The 15,968-nt window shown below is 68.0% G+C and carries 14 protein-coding genes; 1 reads left to right on the top strand and 13 read right to left on the bottom strand.

Annotation, left to right across the window (positions count from 1 at the left end):
* Positions 1 to 673: 673 nt before the first annotated feature.
* The 9 genes from XINFAN_RS13045 to yajC form a co-directional block, all read right to left on the bottom strand.
* Complete coding sequence (locus tag XINFAN_RS13045; protein WP_124087308.1) at positions 674 to 1,207, bottom strand: DsbE family thiol:disulfide interchange protein; 534 nt, start codon at positions 1,205 to 1,207, stop codon at positions 674 to 676.
* Positions 1,197 to 1,361 carry a heme exporter protein CcmD gene (gene ccmD, locus XINFAN_RS13050; RefSeq protein ID WP_124087309.1) on the bottom strand — a complete coding sequence of 55 codons (165 nt, stop codon included), beginning with the start codon at positions 1,359 to 1,361 and terminating at the stop codon, positions 1,197 to 1,199. Before ccmD ends, XINFAN_RS13045 begins: the two co-directional genes overlap by 11 nt.
* Positions 1,358 to 2,089, bottom strand: a complete 732-nt coding sequence (gene ccmC / locus XINFAN_RS13055) for a heme ABC transporter permease CcmC (RefSeq protein ID WP_124087310.1) — start codon at positions 2,087 to 2,089, stop codon at positions 1,358 to 1,360. The genes ccmD and ccmC overlap by 4 nt, the downstream gene beginning before the upstream one ends.
* 61 nt (positions 2,090 to 2,150) lie before the next feature.
* The gene (gene ccmB, locus XINFAN_RS13060; RefSeq protein ID WP_124087311.1) at positions 2,151 to 2,807 is read right to left on the bottom strand and encodes a heme exporter protein CcmB; all 657 of its coding nucleotides are present in this window, start codon (positions 2,805 to 2,807) and stop codon (positions 2,151 to 2,153) included.
* On the bottom strand, positions 2,804 to 3,445 hold the full coding sequence (ccmA, locus tag XINFAN_RS13065; protein WP_124087312.1) for a heme ABC exporter ATP-binding protein CcmA: 642 nt from the start codon (positions 3,443 to 3,445) through the stop codon (positions 2,804 to 2,806). Before ccmA ends, ccmB begins: the two co-directional genes overlap by 4 nt.
* 77 nt (positions 3,446 to 3,522) lie before the next feature.
* Complete coding sequence (locus tag XINFAN_RS13070) at positions 3,523 to 3,879, bottom strand: Mth938-like domain-containing protein (RefSeq protein ID WP_124087313.1); 357 nt, start codon at positions 3,877 to 3,879, stop codon at positions 3,523 to 3,525.
* A gap of 6 nt (positions 3,880 to 3,885) precedes the next feature.
* Positions 3,886 to 4,857 (bottom strand): protein translocase subunit SecF, encoded by a 972-nt coding sequence (gene secF / locus XINFAN_RS13075; RefSeq protein ID WP_124087314.1) that lies wholly within the window; start codon positions 4,855 to 4,857, stop codon positions 3,886 to 3,888.
* 15 nt (positions 4,858 to 4,872) lie between these two features.
* The gene (secD, locus tag XINFAN_RS13080) at positions 4,873 to 6,540 is read right to left on the bottom strand and encodes a protein translocase subunit SecD (RefSeq protein WP_124087315.1); all 1,668 of its coding nucleotides are present in this window, start codon (positions 6,538 to 6,540) and stop codon (positions 4,873 to 4,875) included.
* A gap of 82 nt (positions 6,541 to 6,622) precedes the next feature.
* Complete coding sequence (gene yajC / locus XINFAN_RS13085) at positions 6,623 to 6,952, bottom strand: preprotein translocase subunit YajC (protein ID WP_124087316.1); 330 nt, start codon at positions 6,950 to 6,952, stop codon at positions 6,623 to 6,625.
* A 232-nt stretch (positions 6,953 to 7,184) separates the two neighbouring features.
* Between yajC and serS the strand changes: the two genes are divergently transcribed.
* Positions 7,185 to 8,477: a serine--tRNA ligase gene (serS, locus tag XINFAN_RS13090; protein ID WP_124087317.1), complete on the top strand. Its 1,293-nt coding sequence runs from the start codon at positions 7,185 to 7,187 to the stop codon at positions 8,475 to 8,477.
* Positions 8,478 to 8,725: 248 nt separating this feature from the next.
* Here the strand turns inward: serS and der are convergent, their stop codons facing one another.
* The 4 genes from der to XINFAN_RS13110 all read right to left on the bottom strand — a co-directional run bounded on the left by der (position 8,726) and on the right by XINFAN_RS13110 (position 15,726).
* On the bottom strand, positions 8,726 to 10,192 hold the full coding sequence (gene der, locus XINFAN_RS13095) for a ribosome biogenesis GTPase Der (protein WP_124087318.1): 1,467 nt from the start codon (positions 10,190 to 10,192) through the stop codon (positions 8,726 to 8,728).
* A gap of 46 nt (positions 10,193 to 10,238) precedes the next feature.
* A complete protein-coding gene (locus XINFAN_RS13100; protein WP_124087319.1) occupies positions 10,239 to 11,567 on the bottom strand; it encodes an outer membrane protein assembly factor BamB family protein in 1,329 nt (442 codons plus the stop codon).
* Between the two features lie 50 nt (positions 11,568 to 11,617).
* A complete protein-coding gene (locus XINFAN_RS13105; RefSeq protein WP_233352206.1) occupies positions 11,618 to 12,316 on the bottom strand; it encodes a hypothetical protein in 699 nt (232 codons plus the stop codon).
* A 107-nt stretch (positions 12,317 to 12,423) separates the two neighbouring features.
* A complete protein-coding gene (locus XINFAN_RS13110) occupies positions 12,424 to 15,726 on the bottom strand; it encodes a caspase family protein (protein ID WP_160144611.1) in 3,303 nt (1,100 codons plus the stop codon).
* Positions 15,727 to 15,968: the final 242 nt, after the last annotated feature.

The raw sequence follows: 15,968 nt of genomic DNA on the forward strand, positions 1-15,968 counted from the left end.
GGGCTCTTCGGCCCTCACGGGCCTCTTCGCTTGCGATGACGCCCGTGAGGGCGGAAGAGCGGCGGGCTGGGCAACGGACTCTCACGACCCATGCGGCCGGAGCGGCGCGCGCCCCAAACACCAGCCACCGCAATCCGCTGTGAGGACGCCCATCACCGACCAGAGGGTGAACCGCAGACCGTCTCCGGCGCCGCAGGACAGGATCGTGGAATCGCCGTGACCGTTGAATGAGCGGCACCAGAGCACGAGATTCCAATCGCTGGTCAGCAGGTTCGGCACATCCGCATAACTCGCAGGGCGCAGCATAGCGCTCTCGCCGCCTTCGCAGCGGCGCAAAACGAGGCCCCGGCCTCCTGGCTCGGGGGTCGATCCGCATCAGGTCGGGATCCGCGCAGGCGCCGCGCCCACCCGTTCGTAAAGACAGGTGAAACAGCCGGTATCCGGGCGCTGTGGCCCGGCCATTCCGGCCGCGGGCAGACAAGCGAAGAGCAACGCGATGAGCATGGCCGGGCACTTGCTCCGCCCTCGCAGAAAGCGAGCGGGCCATGCTCGCCCCGACCGTCAGCAGCAGGCAAGACTGGCTCCCCGGCGCCTCATCGCGCCGCCTGCTTCAGGGATCGGGCTACACGCAGACAGCCCCGGCCAAAGCGCCGGGCTCTCCCCATGCGCCGCGTCAGTTCAGCGCCGCTTCCAGCGCGGGGATGAAGCGGGCCTCATAATCGGTGCCGACCAGCGGGCCGGTGAATTTGAACAAAACCCTGCCGTCGCCCGCGACGATGAAGGTCTCGGGCGGGGCCGACACGCCCCATTCCACCCGATTGCGCCCATCGGGATCGGTGGCGATGGCGAAGAACGGATTGCCGGCGCCCTCCAGATAGGAAAGCGCGTCGGCCTCCTTGTCCATCATGTTCACCCCGGCCACCCGGATGCCCTTGTCGGCCATCGCCTGCAACACCGGATGCTCGGCGCGGCAGGGCGGGCACCAGGAGGCCCAGAAATTCACCACCGTCACCTCACCCGCGCGCAGGTCTTCCGCGCTCAGCAGCGGCGTGCCCGGCAGCGCCGTCGCGGGCAGCACCGGGGCGGGGCGGCCGACAAAGGTCGAGGGCAGCTCGCCCGGATTGTCGCGCTGCATCCCCACCCAGAACAGCACCGCCAGCCCCGCGAACAGCACCGGCGGCAGCGCGATCAGCCATTTACCGGACATCCGTCTTCTCCAGCCGCGCCTCGGCCTCGGCCAAAGCCTGCTTCACCCGTGCCCGCTGCCAGAGCGTGAACCCGACCAGGCCCGCCAGCAACAGCGCCGTCGCGCCATAAGAGCCCAGCACCGCGAAAGCGTATTTGCCCAGATCCGGCATCATCCCATCCTCTCCCGCGCGAGCAGCGCCCCCAGACGGCGCGCGCGGATCCAGATCCGGGTCCGCACCAGCACCATGACCACGAAGAACAGCACGAATCCGGCGATACAGACCACCAGGGGGACGTAATAGGCCGCGTCCAGCGGGTCGCTTTCGCCCACCTTCAGGATGGTGCTGTCCTGGTGCAGGCCCTGGTTCCAGAACTTCACCGCATAGCGCGACAGCACCGCGAAGACCGAGCCGACCATGCACAAAACGCTGGTCAGGTCGGCGGCGGTGTCGGGATCCTCGATCGCCGACCACAAGGCGATATAGCCGAGGTAGAACAGCAACAGGATCAGGAACGAGGTCAGCCGCGGATCCCATTCCCACCAGGTGTTCCACATCGGCTGGCCCCAGAGCGCGCCGGTCACCAGCGCGATCAGGGTGAACACCAGCCCCGCCGGCGCCGCCGCCCGCGCCGCCAGCGCCGAGACATGGTGGCGGCGGATCACCCAGATCAGCGAGGCGACCAGCATCATCACCCAGGCGTTGATCGCCATCATCGCGGCGGGCACATGCAGGAACAGGATCTTGACGGTCGATCCCTGTTTGTAATCCTCGGGCGTGAAGAAGAAGCCCCAGACCAGGCCCAGGCTCAAAGTCAGGGCGGCAAGGCCCGTCAGCCAGGGCAGAACCCGGCCCGAGACCTGCATGAACTTCTTGGGGTTGGCATATTCCCAGATCGACATGGCGTTCCGCTGTTTTCCCTTGGGCTGCTATATAGCGCAACCGTCTGTAAGATGAACTGATTCAGCGCAAGTTGACACGGATTGCCGCAGCCGCCGCGAACGGAAGCAGCGCCGCCGATCCGGTGGTGATCGCCGCGAGCAGCGCCAGCGGCACCCCGGTCGCCGCCCCTTCAGCGCCGCGCCGCACCACCTCGGCGCCGAAGATCAGCGTCGGAACGTAGAGCGGCAACACCAAGAGCGACAGGAGAAGCCCGCCGCGCCGCACCCCCACCGTCAGCGCCGCGCCGAAAGCGCCGATGACGGAAAGCGCGGGCGTGCCGACGACCAGCGACAGCACCAGCCAGGGGTAACCCTGCGCGGGCAGGTTCAACAGAACCGCCAGAACCGGCGACAGGATCGTCAGCGCGAGCCCCGTCACCAGCCAATGCGCGAAAGCCTTCATCGCCACCGCGCCCTCCAGCGGCAAGGGGGCAGTCGCCAGCAGATCAAGGCTGCCGTCCTCGAAATCGAGGGCAAAAATGCGGTCGAGGCTGAGAAGGCAGGCGAGCAGCGCGCCGACCCAGAGGATGCCGGGCGCGATCCGGGCGAGGATCCCGCCCTCGGGACCGACGCCGAGCGGCACCAGCACCGCGACCAGCAGGAAGAAGGCAAGCCCGAGGCCGAAGCCGCCGCCGGCACGGAAGGCGAGTTTCAGATCGCGGATCAGAAGCGCATTCATGCGATGGCCTCGGCGAAAGGATCGTCGAAACCGGCGGCGACCGAGGGCCGGGCCTCGGCGCGGAACGGGTCCAGCTCCAGAACCCGCGCCTCGGAAAGGCCGAGGTCGATATGGGTGGCGATCAGCGCCGAGCCGCCCGCCGCCAGATGCCCGCGCACCACCCGCGCAAACAGCCCGACCGATTGCTGATCGAGCGAGACGGTGGGCTCATCGAGCAGCCAGACCGGCCGCCCCGTCACCAGCATCCGCGCAAGGCCGAGCCGGCGCTTCTGCCCGGCCGAAAGCTGCGCCGCGCGCCGCTCGCGCAGCCGCATCAGGTCCATCGCCTCCAGAGCCTGCTCCAGCCGGTCGCGCCCGAGGCCATGAACCGCGGCCCAGAAGGCCAGATTCTCGGTCACCGTCAGCGCGGATTTCAGCCCGTCGGCGTGGCTGGCGTAGGCGAGACTTTCAGGCGGGGCCGAGACATGGCCCGCCGCGGGCGGTTGCAGCCCGGCGACGGTGCGCAAAAGCGTGGTCTTGCCCACCCCGTTCGAGCCGCGCAGGATCAGCGCCTCGCCGGGAGAGAGCGTAAAGCTCATGCCCTCCAGCACGACCAGCCCGCCGCGCGACACCGCCAGATCCGAGATCACCAGTTCCATGGCATTGCCTTAACGCATTCACCCGCCGGAACAAATTCCTTCGAAGGAATTTGCAAAAATCTTCGAAGATTTTTGCCTCATCCCACCGGCAGAAGCGCCGCGGCGATCCGCCGTCCTTCCGAGAGCAGCACGTTATAGGTGCGGCAGGCGGCCGGAGAGGACATCGGCTCGACCCCGATTCCCGCGGCTTCCAGCGCCTCGCGGAAGGCCGCGGGCGGATGGGCGATATCCTTGCCCATGCCCAGAAGCAGCACGTCGATCCGGCCGTCCAGCGACAGGATCGACGCGCTGTCTTCAAGCCCGCCCCAGGGGCCGGCATCCCAGGGGGTGATCAGGCTCGCGCCGCGCAGCACATGCTCACTGACGCGGAAGAAGCCGGGCCCGTAGCCCGCAATGGGCTGGGCCTGGCCATAGCTGATCTCGGTCAGCCGCATCGCGGCTTACGCCTCGACATCGGCGAATTCGCTGCCGCCCGTCTTCTTGGGCTTGTCGCCGCGGTCCACGCCCAGATAAAGCACGATGTTTTTCGCCATATAGAGCGTCGACCAGGTGCCCAGAAGCACCCCCAGCACCATGGCGAAGACGAAGCCGCGGATCACGTCGCCGCCCCAGACCAGCAGCACGATCAGCACAAGCAGCGTCGAGGAAGCGGTCATCACCGTGCGCGAGAGCGTCTCGTTGGTGGTGAGGTTCATCATCTCGCGCAGGGGCATGCTCTTGTATTTGGCCAGATTCTCGCGCAGCCGGTCGAAGATCACCACCGTGTCGTTGACCGAATAGCCCAAGATCGTCAGCAGCGCCGCGACGATGGACAGATCGAAGCGCAACTGGAACAGCGCGAAGATCCCCACCGTCACGATCACGTCATGCAACAGCGCGGCGACGCAGCCCACCGCCATCTGCCATTCGAACCGCATCCAGATATAGACGAGGATCGCCGCCGATCCTGCCGCCACCGCGAGAACCGCCTTCCAGATCAGCTCGTTCGAGACCTTGGGGCCGACCGATTCCACCGCCGCGAAGACCACCGCCGGATCGACCGCCTGCAAGGCCGCCTCGACCTCGGCGATCATCTCCGGGGTGACCGCCTCTTCGCCCTCGCGCGCACCGATCCTGACCTGGGCCACATGCTGATCGGGACGGAAGGCCGGGTCGCGGACCTCCGAAATCGAGACATCGCCCAGGTTCAGCGCCGCCAGCGCCTCGCGATAGACGCCGACATCGACCTGGCTGGACGATTCGGTGCGGATCGTGGTGCCGCCCTTGAAGTCGACGCCGAAGTTCAGGCCCATCACCGCCACCAGGACCAGCGAGGCGAGGATCATGAAGATCGAAACGCCGAAGGTGACGATCTGATAGCGGAAAAAGTCGAAGCTGGTCTTTTCGGGGACGAGTTTCAGACGCCATGCCATGACTGCATTCTCCCCTTACACCACGATCGTCTTCGGACGTCTGCGGTTCATATAAAGCTCGATCACCAGCCGCGTCACATAGACGGCGGTGAACATCGAGGTGATGACGCCCAGCGTGAAGGTCACCGCAAAGCCCCGGACCGGACCCGAGCCGATCCAGAACATGATGAAGCCGGTGATCAGCGCGGTGATATTGGCGTCCATGATCGCCGAGAAGGCGCGCTCGAACCCGGCCTGACAGGCACGGTGCGGGGACGCGCCCTCGCGCAGCTCATCGCGTATTCGCTCGAAGATCAGCACGTTGGCGTCGATCGCCATCCCCATGGTCAGCACGATCCCGGCGATACCCGGCAGGGTCAGCGTGGCGCCGATGGCGGACAAAAGCGCGACCAGGATGATCACGTTCAGAACCAGCGCGACATTCGCGAACCAGCCGAACATGCCGTATGAGGCCACCATATAGACCAGAACCGCGATCATGCCGATGATCGCGGCCTTCTTGCCGGCCTCGATCGAATCCGCGCCCAGTTCCGGGCCGATGGTCCGCTCTTCCAGGAATTCCATCCTGGCGGGCAGCGCCCCCGCGCGCAAAAGCACCGCGAGTTCGGTGGTTTCCTCGACGGTGAACTGGCCGGTGATGATCCCCGCGCCGCCGGCGATATGGGTCTGGATCTGCGGCGCCGAGATCACCTCGTTGTCGAGCACGATGGCGAAGAGCTTGCCGATGTTGTTGGCGGTATAATCGCCGAACCGCCGCCCGCCCGAGGAATCGAAGCGGAAGCTCACCGCCGGGCGCTGGCGGTCATCAAAAGCGGGCTGGCTGTCGACCAGCTGCTCGCCGGTGACGACCGGGGTTTCCTCGACGATATAGTAAAGCCCCTGCTGATTGCGCGCCGGCAGCAGCAGATTGCGCGGCCCCGGGTTGGCGCCCGGGTCGGTGGTCGTTGAAACCACCGGATGGAAGGTCAGCTTCGCGGTGGTGCCGATCAGCGATTTCAGCTCTGCCGCCGAGCCGATCCCCGGCACCTGGATCAGGATCCGGTCGCTGCCCTGGCGCAGGATGGTGGGCTCGCGCGTGCCGGCCTGGTCCACCCGGTTGCGGATGATCTCAAGGCTTTGCTGCATGGTGCGGTCGTCGGTCGCGGTCTTTTCCGCATCGGTCAGCCGGATCACGATATCGGCGCCTTCGGCCGAGACGGTGATGTCCGAGGCCCCTGCCCCGGTCAGCGTCATCACCGGCGTCGCCAGTTTCTGCACCGCCGCCAGCGCCGCCTGGATGTTTTCCGGGTTCGAGATGGTGATCCGAAGCGTATCCTCGGGGGACGGCGCACGGCGCACGGCGCCCACCTGATCGCGGATGTCGCGCAAAGCGTCGCGCGCCTCGGGCCAGTAGCCGTCCATCCGCACCTTGTAGACGTCTTCGACCTGGACCTGCGCCAGCAGATGCGCGCCGCCCCTCAGATCGAGCCCGAGCGGCATCAGCGCCGAGGGCAGCCAGTCGGGCCAGAGCGTCAGATCGGCGGCCTGTTCCGCCGTGGCCACGCCATCGGCCTTTTGCACTGCGGCCGCGGCATCGTTATGGGTTTCCACCCGGGAATAGAAGGCGTTCGGCAGGGCCGCGATCATGCCCCAGAGGCAGACCAGCAGGATGAGAACACGTTTCCAGGTCGCTGTCGGCGTCATGTCTGCCTCTGACTTTGATATCGTCCGGTCCCCGCCGGGAACCGGGCCGGATCGGGCCCCGTCGCCGGGGCAAGGCCGGGGCTCAGGCCGAAGCCGCCTCGGTCTTGTTCAGCACCTGGGTGATCGTGTGGCGCACCACCTTGACCTTGACGCCCTCGGCGATCTCGACCTCGACCATGCCGTCTTCCTGGACCTTGGTGACCTTGCCGACGATCCCGCCCTGGGTGACGACCTGATCGCCGCGGCGCAGGGCCTCGACCATGGCGCGGTGTTCCTTCGCCTTCTTCTGCTGCGGCCGGATCATCAGGAAATACATGATCGCGAAGATCAGGATCAGCGGCAGGAACGAGGCGATGGCGGAACTTGCGCCGCCGGAACCGGCAGCCTGGGCGAAAGCGGGGGTGACGAACATGCGGGGTCTCTCCTGCGTGTGACTGGTTGGGGCGGCGGCGGCCGGGGCCCGCGCTTCCCGGATGAGTGGCCATGTAAGCGGTTTTTGCCGCTTGCGCCAGAGGAACCGCGACGGAAAGCCCGGCAAGCCACGCGGGCGTGAGGCGCTTCGCGCCCTTTTCCCGCCGCGCGGCATCTGGCATAAGCGCGCCGAAGCGAAAAAGACCCGCCAGAGCGAGAGAGCGAGACCAGCCATGCACGACATCCGCATGATCCGCGAAAACCCGGCCGCCTTCGACGCCGCGCTGTCGCGCCGCGGCCTCGCGCCGCTGTCGCCCGCGCTTCTGGCACTGGATGAGAGCCGCCGCGCGAAGATCCTCGCCGCCGAGACCGCCCAGGCCGAGCAGAACCGCGCCTCGAAAGAGGTCGGCGCCGCGAAGGCCCGCGGTGACGATGCCGAATTCGAGCGCCTGCGCGCGCTGGTGGCCGAGAAAAAGGCCGAGATCGCCCGGCTGACCCTTGAGGCCGATGCCGAGGACCGCGCGCTGAAGGATCAGCTCGCCACCGTGCCGAACCTGCCGCTCGCCGAGGTGCCGGAAGGCGCCGACGAGGACGGGAATGTCGAGATCCGTCGCTGGGGCGAGCCGCGCGCGCTCTCTTTCGCGCCGCGCGAGCATTTCGACATTCCGGGCGTGAAGCCCGGGATGGATTTCGAGACCGCGGCCAAACTTTCCGGCGCGCGTTTCGTGGTGCTGAAAGGCGCGGTGATCCGGCTGCACCGGGCGCTGGCGCAGTTCATGCTCGACACCCATGTAGAGGAACACGGGCTGACCGAGGTCTGGACTCCGGTTCTGGTGAAATCCGAGGCGATGTTCGGCACCAACCAACTGCCGAAATTCGCCGAGGACAGCTATCAGACCACCAACGGCTGGTGGCTGATTCCGACCTCGGAGGTCACGCTGACGAACAGCGCCGCGGGCGAGATCCTTGATGAGCGCGCGCTTCCGGTCCGCATGACCGCCCATACCCAGTGCTTCCGCTCCGAGGCCGGATCGGCGGGCAAGGACACCACCGGGATGCTGCGCCAGCACCAGTTCGAAAAGGTCGAGATGGTGACGCTCTGCACCCCCGAAACCGCGCTGGCCGAGCATGAGCGCATGACCGCCCAGGCCGAAGCGATCCTGCAAAAGCTGGGCCTGCCCTACCGCGTCGTGCTGCTCTGCACCGGCGACATGGGTTTCGGCGCGCAAAAGACCCATGATCTGGAAGTCTGGCTGCCGGGGCAGAACCGCTACCGCGAAATCTCCTCGGTCTCGACCTGCGGCCAGTTCCAGGCCCGGCGGATGAACGCGCGCTACCGCCCCGAGGGCGGCGGCAAGCCCGAGTTCCTCGCCACGCTGAACGGCTCGGGCCTCGCGGTCGGCCGCACCCTGATCGCGGTGCTGGAAAACGGTCAGCAGGAGGACGGCTCGGTCGAAATCCCCGCGGCGCTGCACGGCTACCTCGGTGGCAAAACCCGCATCAGCTCTGACGGCGCGCTGGTCTGAGGAAAAGAGCAAGGGCCGGTTCCCGGCCCCTCGCCTGCTACGCATAGATGGTTGCGCAAGAGGAAAGCCAGAGTCCCGCCCGCCCGGCCGGCCGGCACAAAAGAGGTCCGCGCCTTGCGGCGCGGATGCCTCCGGCGGGGATATTTAGAGACAGAAAATGATCGAAGGCGTCTCGCCTCATTTTCTGTCTGAAAATATCCCGAGGGGTGAGCCGCCGAAGGCGGCGAGGGGGCGAGCAGCCCCCTTTCTTACTTCTTCACCTGCTTGCCGGTGTGTTTCCTCAGCCGCGATGGCGTGTGGAATTTGCGCTCTTTGAACGGGTTCTGCTCGCCCTGACCGCGCAGGAAGATCCTGATCGGCGTCCCGGGCATGTCGAAATGGTCGCGCAAGCCGTTGACCAGATAGCGTTTGTAGCTTTCCGGCAACTCCTCGGGGCGCGAGCATTTGATCACGAAGCCCGGCGGGCGGGTCTTGGCCTGGGTGATGTAGCGCAGCTTGATGCGGTGGCCGCCGGGAGCGGGCGGCGGATGGGCCTCGGTCATCGCCGAGAGCCAGGAGTTCAGCCGCGCCGTCGGCACCCGGCGGTTCCAGGTGGCATGGGCGCGCAGGATGGCGTCGTGGAGCCGGTCCATGCCGCGCCCGGTCTTACCCGAGACGGTGACCAGCGGCGCGCCGCGCAGCTGCGGCAGGAGGCGCTCGAACATCTCCTTGAGTTCCGCCAACTTCTCCTGGCGCTCGCTCTCCAGATCCCATTTGTTGACCGCCACCACTACCGCGCGGCCCTCGGTCTCGGCGAAATCGGCGATGCGCAGGTCCTGGGTCTCGAAGGGGATCTCCACGTCGAGCAGAACCACCACCACCTCGGCGAATCGGACCGCGCGCAGCCCGTCGGCGACCGAGAGCTTTTCCAGCTTGTCGGTGACGCGGGCCTTCTTGCGCATCCCGGCGGTGTCCCAGATCCGCACCGGCGTGCCCATCCAGTCGGCCCTGACCGAGATCGCATCGCGGGTGATCCCCGCCTCGGGGCCGGTCAGCATCCGGTCCTGGCCGAGGATGCGGTTCACCAGCGTCGATTTCCCGGCATTGGGCCGGCCGATCACCGCGATTTGCAGGGGCTTCACGGCCGAGGGGCGCCAGGCTTCCTCGTCGTCTTCCTCCTCGCTGTCCTCGGGGATGTCGAGGTCGGTCAGCGGCAGGGTCTCGGCCTCGCGTTCGGCGAATTCGTCGCCCAGAGGGCGCAGCATGTGGTAGAGGTCGTCCATCCCCTCGCCGTGCTCGGCGGAAAGCCGGACCGGCTCGCCAAGGCCGAGGCTGTAGGCTTCCAGCGCGCCGGATTCGCCCGCGCGGCCCTCGGCCTTGTTCACCCCGAGAATCACCCGGGCGTTTTTCTTCCTGAGAATATCGGCGAAGGTCTCGTCCGAGGGCGTCACCCCCACCCGGCCGTCGATCAGGAACAGGCAGATATCGGCCATTTCGACCGCGCGCTCGGTCAGGCGGCGCATGCGGCCCTGGAGGCTGTCGTCGGTGATTTCCTCAAGCCCTGCGGTGTCGATCACGGTGAAACGCAGATCGAACAGCCGCGCGTCGCCCTCGCGCAGGTCGCGCGTCACCCCGGGCTGGTCGTCGACCAGCGCCAGCTTCTTCCCCACCAGCCGGTTGAAAAGCGTGGATTTGCCGACATTGGGACGGCCGACGATGGCGAGGGTAAAGCTCATGGCGCAACAGTTCTCCTGAAGCCAGCGGCCTTACACGCGAAAGCGTTCAGCGGAAAGCCAGAAGTTGGCCGTTGTTCGACACAACATAGAGCGTGCCACCCGCAACCGCGGGCTGGCTGGCCGCGCCGCCGGGGATCTCAGTTGTCGCGACCAGGGTGCCGTCGGTGGGCGAAAAGCCCCTGAGCACGCCGTCGCCCGAGGCGACCCAGAGCCGCCCGCCGGCCAGCACCGGGCCGTAATGGGCGGTGATGTCCTTGCGCTTGCGGACTTTCTCGGCGGTGTAATAGGGCAGATCGACCGCCCAGATCACCGCGCCCGTCGCGGCATCGAGCCGCGCCAGCCGCGCCTCGTCGGAGACGAGGAACACCGATCCCCCCGCCACCGCGAGCGGCCCGAGCGCACCTTCCTCGGCCGACCAGATCCGCTCGCCCGAGGCCGTGTCGAGCGCAACGGTGCGCCCGGCGGCCGTGCCGGTGTAGAGCCGGTCGCCCACCAGCGCCGCGTCGCCGGTCACGTCCTGGGCCTCGCCATAGGCGATGCCGGGGCGGCGGCCCGCGATGGATTCCTGCCAGACTTTGGTGCCGCCGCCAATCTTCAGCACCGCGATCAGATCGCCCGCGCCCGAGGGGAAGATCACCGCACGCTCGCCCACCGTGGGCGCCGCCGCGCCGAGATAGCCCGCGAGGCCAGGGGTTCCGGTCACATGCCAGACCACCTTGCCGTCGGCCGCATTCAGCGCCCAGGCCGCGCCGTCGCGGCCGGTGGCATAGACCACGCCATCCGCCACCGCGGGGGCGCCATGAACCGGCGCATCCATGCGCTGGCGCCATGCCACTGCGCCGGAGGCCGCGTCCAGCGCGACGATCTCGCCGTAAGCGGTGCTGACGTAGAGCCGCCCGCCCTCGGCGGCGAGCCCGCCGCCCGAAACCCGCCCGCCGCGGTCGGTGGTGGGCGTGAGGTCGGCCTGCCACAGCAGCGCGCCCGAGGCAGACACCGCCGAGACCACCATCGCCGCATCCAGCGCGAAGGCGCGGCCACCCGCCACCACCGGCGCGGCCGCGATGCGGGCGCGGCGCGACGAGCCCTCGCCCACCGATGTCGCCCAGATCAGCCGGGGCGCGGCCGAGAGCGCGGCATGGGGCGCGTGGTGGCGGGCATTGCCGCCGCGCTGCGCCCATTCGGCATTCTGCTGCTGCCCGGGCAGGCTGATCGCGGCCGAGCCGCGCACAGCAGCCGCATCGCGCGAGGAGGATCCCTCCAGCACGTCGCGCACGTCGATCCGTTCGCCCGAGAGGATCACCTCGCGCTCGCCGCAAGCGCCAAGCAGCGCCAGTCCCAGAGCCGCACCCGTCAGCCAGCCGATCCGCCGTTCCATGTCCAGGTCCTGCCCCTTCCGTCTTCTTCGCTCTGGCCGCCGCGCGGGCGTCAGTCTTCCTGTTCTTCCGCCGCGGGCGCCGCCGCCTCTGCCCCGGCCGAAGCCGGAACCGCAGGCGCGCCGCCGAGCGCGGTGACCACCTGGCCCGCGCGCGCGCGCAGGCTGGCGCCGGCATCCTCGGCCGTGGTCAGCGCCACCAGCGCCTGGATGGCCCCGGCGCTGTCGCCTTCCTCGATCAGAAGGTAGGCAAGCTGTTCCGCCGCCAGCGCCCGGTAGGGCCGGCCCGCGCCCGCGATACCCTCAAGCGACGCGCGCCGTTCGGCCAGCGGCATATCCGCTCCGGCCACCCCGACCCGGCGCAGAATCGCCAGATCGCGCCAGGCCGGCGCCAGCGTCGTATCGGCGATCACCGCATCCAGCGCGGCGAGCGTGGCCTCGCGGTCCTCGCCCGGGTCCGAGGCCGCGATCAGATCGCGGATCACCACCTGGGTTCCGGTCGCGGGCACCGCGGCCAGCGCCTCGCGCCGCGCCTCGGGCGAGCCGGTGTCGAGCGCGTCGATCAGCGCATCGCCGAAGCCCTCGGCCCGTGCCGCCTCGCGCGCCTTCGACCATTGCGTGAAGGCGGTGCCGCCGACGATCACCAGGATCACCACGCCGCCGATCCAGCCGTAACGGCGGAACAGCCCATAGAGCCGGTCGCGGCGCAGTTCTTCGCTGACTTCGTCGATGAAGCTGTCGGGATTGCTCACGGGCCGGGGCCTTCCTGCCTTTGGTCTTTGTCTCGCCTCGTCTTACAGGGATTCCCGCCGGATTGCCAAGTCCCGGCCGGCGGGCTCAGACGAAAGCCGCGCGGGCCTCACAGCCCCTCCAGCCTTTCGCGATACAGCGCGATCCGGTCGCGATAAGGGCCGTCGGGCATCCGTCCCCCGGCCTCAAGCGCCTCCAGCACGCCGATTGCCTCCTGCAACAGAAGCGAGCCGTCCTGATAATAGAAACTGGCGCGGTAAAGTCCGTCGGCCAGTTCCACGAGATTCATCGCATCTTCCGGCCGGGTGCCGGCGATCCAGCGCATGATCGCCAGCGACTGCTCCTCGATCGGGCGGCCCTGCTCGTAATTGCCTTCAAAATACCAGCTGTCCGCCAGGTGGCGCAAAGCATAGCCGAGGTTGCGCTGGTCATCGGGCGAATCCGGCACCTGGCCCGCGATCCAGCGGCGCAGGGCGATACCGGCCTCCAGCTCCACCCGCGCAGCCGGATAATCCTGCATCGCCAACAGCACCTCGCCGGCCTTTTCCAGCGCAAAAGCGTAGTCGCGCGCGGCGGGAACGCTCCAGGGATCCTCCGAGGAGATCGCATAGGCCAGCGCCGCCATGTCGCGATAGGCCCGCAGCGCCGAGGCCAGATCCCCGGCGGCGAAAAAGGCCTGGCCCAGCCGGTTCGCGGCACTCACCCGCTCGCCCGGCACCAGCGGATCGAGCGGGCGCATCGCTGCGATCTGTTCCATCAGGCTGACCGAACGCTGGCCGAGCGGCACCGCGGCGGCGGCCTCGTTCAGCGCCACCAGCGCCCCGATCTGCAGGTTCAGCGCCCCCGCCAGTTCACGCATCGACAGGTGATCCGCGGGCATTTCCGCAAGCAGCGCCTCGCGGATCGCAATCGCCTCGTCGAGATAGCCGCGCGCGGTGGCGGCATCGCCGAGGCCCAGATACAGATCGCCGATATCGACCAGCGAAGCGGCCACGTCGCGGCGGTATTGCGCCACGCGCGGGTCGCTTTCCACAAGGCTGCGGCGCAGGTCGAGCGCCTGCTGAAACAGCGCCAGCGCCGCGTCGTAATCGCCCATCCCCATCGAGGCCAGCGCCATCTTGCCATAGGCCACCGCCAGATCGCGCTGGCGCGGCAGATTGCCGGGGTCGATGGCCACCATCGCCTCGCGCAGCTCGCGGCTTTTGCCGAAGGCCTCCAGCGCGCCCGCGGGATCGCCCTCTTTCATGTGCAATTCGCCGAATTTCTCCCAGGAGTTCGACAGATCGCGCAGCCAGACCGCATTCTGCGGGTCGAGTTCGCTCAGGCTTTCGCGCAGGCCCTGCGAATGCTGATAGGCCATCATCGCCGAGCCGACATCGCCCATCCCCAGATGGATATCGCCGATCCGCTCCCAGGCGACCGAGGAATCGCGCCGCCGCCGCGTGTTGCCGGGGTCGAGTTCGGCCAGTTCCTCGCGGATCCTGAGCGCCTCGTTGTAGATCGCCAGCGCGGTGTCGTAATCGGCTTCGGCGAACATCATGTCGCCAAGCCGCTCCAGGCTGACCGAAAGATCGCGGCGCAGGTCCTGGTCGTCGGGGAAACGGTCCACCAGCCGCTGCGTCAGCTCCAGCGAAACGTCGAAGGCGGCGCGGGCGCTCTCGTAATCGCCCATGGCGGCATGGACATCGCCGATCCGCTCATGGGTGTAGGAAACGTCGCGGAGCGCGGTCACGCTTTCGGGGTCGAGGTCGAGCAGCAGCAGGAAGATCTCGCGCGCCTCCTCATGCGAGACCAGCGCCGCCTGGTAATCGGCCAGCAGATAGCGCACAAGGCCGTGGCTGTTCGACAGCAGCGCCGCCTCGCGCATCAGATCGGTATCGTCGGGCGCCTGCGAGCGCAGCGCCAGTGCCGCCTCATAGGCGCGGATATAGCTGTCCTCGGCCTCGCGCAGATGGCCCTGCTGGATCATCACCTCGCCCACCGCCTGGCGTGCCCAGATCAGCTCGCGCTGCCAGCCGGTGTCTTCGGGCTCGGCCCGCGACATCGCCTCAAGGAAATCGACCTGCGAGAGATAAGCCCCGAGCGCGCCGTAGCTGTTCCCGGCCACCTGATAGAGATCGCCCAGATCCCCCATCGCCACGGCATAGGCCAGTTTCGCCTCGCGGTCGGGCAGATCGGCGCGGATCCCGGTGTAAAGCTCGGCCGCGAGGGTCAGATCGCCGATCGCCAGGTCGTAGCGCAGGGCGGTGCGCGCGACATTGGCGTTCATGATATGGGTCGAAGCCTCGGACAGGGTGCGGATGATATTCGTCTCGCGCGTCGCCACCCGCGCCTGCGCGTCGATCCCGGCGGCCTCGGTCAGCAGTTCGCGCGCGCCCTCCTGCGAGCCGAGCGCCGCAAGCTCCTCGGCCTTCGCCCGCAGATCGGCCACCCGCGGATCGTCGGAGGCGTATTTCATCAGATCCGACTGGAAGGCCATATAGGCCCGCGCCGCCTCTTCCAGCTTGCCGCGGCGGTCTTCGGCGGGGGCGGATTTCAGATTGCCCGAGATCATCGCGCGGTAGAGCGGCGCCAGCGGGATGTCGTTCACCGCCGCCATCTGCTCAACCTCGGCGCGCAATTCGGGGGTGAATTCCGACATCGCCAGCAGCAGAAGCTCGCGTTCGGGCAGATCGCCCTTGCCGGTGATATAGAGGAGCCGCGGCAGGCCGCTTTCGATATAGGGCAGCTGACGCCCGCGCGAGCGGTCGTAGACATCCTGCTGCACCAGCGTCAGCGCCGATTTCAGTTCCACCCCTTTGGTGGCGAAATGGCGCAAAAGCGCGGCGGTGAAGGGCGAGTTCTTCCCGGTCCCGTCCGAGGCGGTCTCGCCCGGGGCGGCGGCGAAGGCGAAGACCACCCCGTCGGCGCGACCGATCCGGCCAAGGCCGGGAACGGGCTTCGCCGCCTCGGGCGGGTCGTCCGCCAGCGCCACCGCGCCGCGCCCGTCGGGGTCGGGCGTGCCCTGCCCCGCGAAAGGATCGTCGCGACAGGCGTCGAGCAGGAAGACCGCATTCGCCGAAACCGCGGCAAGCGTCTCCTGCACCTCCGAGAGCGGCAGCGCCGAACCCGTCAGCCCCGCGACCGATTTCGCCTCGGCATCGGTCGGCAGAAGGTAGTTCACCCCGTCGATCGCCACGCCATGGCCGGCGTAGAACACCAGCGCCAGATCGGCCCCCGCCCCGTCCTCGCGGAAATCCTCCAGCGCGCGGCGCATCCGCCGCAGATCGCGGTCGGTCTCGGTCCAGACCTCGAAGCCGAGGGCCTTGAGCATATCCTCCATCGCCCGGGCATCGTTCACCGGATTGGAGAGCGGGCGCAGGTGGCGGTAATCCTCGGTGGCGAGGATCAGGGCGACGCGCTTCTCGGCCATGGCCGCGGCGGCCTGACCGAAAAGAAACACAGCGACAAAGAGAAAGCGGCGAAACATCGCAAAGACCCGGGCTCTGCCCGCCAGTCTCGCTGCGCCGCCCGGGGGCGTCAAAGGGAAAATACCCCGCCCCCGTGCGGAGAACCCGACCTCGCAAAGGGGGCGCAGCCCCCTCGCGCCTGCGGCGCTCACCCCCGGGGTATTTATATCAGGATGAAAGCATACGACCCCATCCCCGCTCTTAT

The sequence above is a fragment of the Pseudogemmobacter humi genome, from assembly GCF_900609055.1.
Classification (GTDB): domain Bacteria; phylum Pseudomonadota; class Alphaproteobacteria; order Rhodobacterales; family Rhodobacteraceae; genus Pseudogemmobacter; species Pseudogemmobacter humi.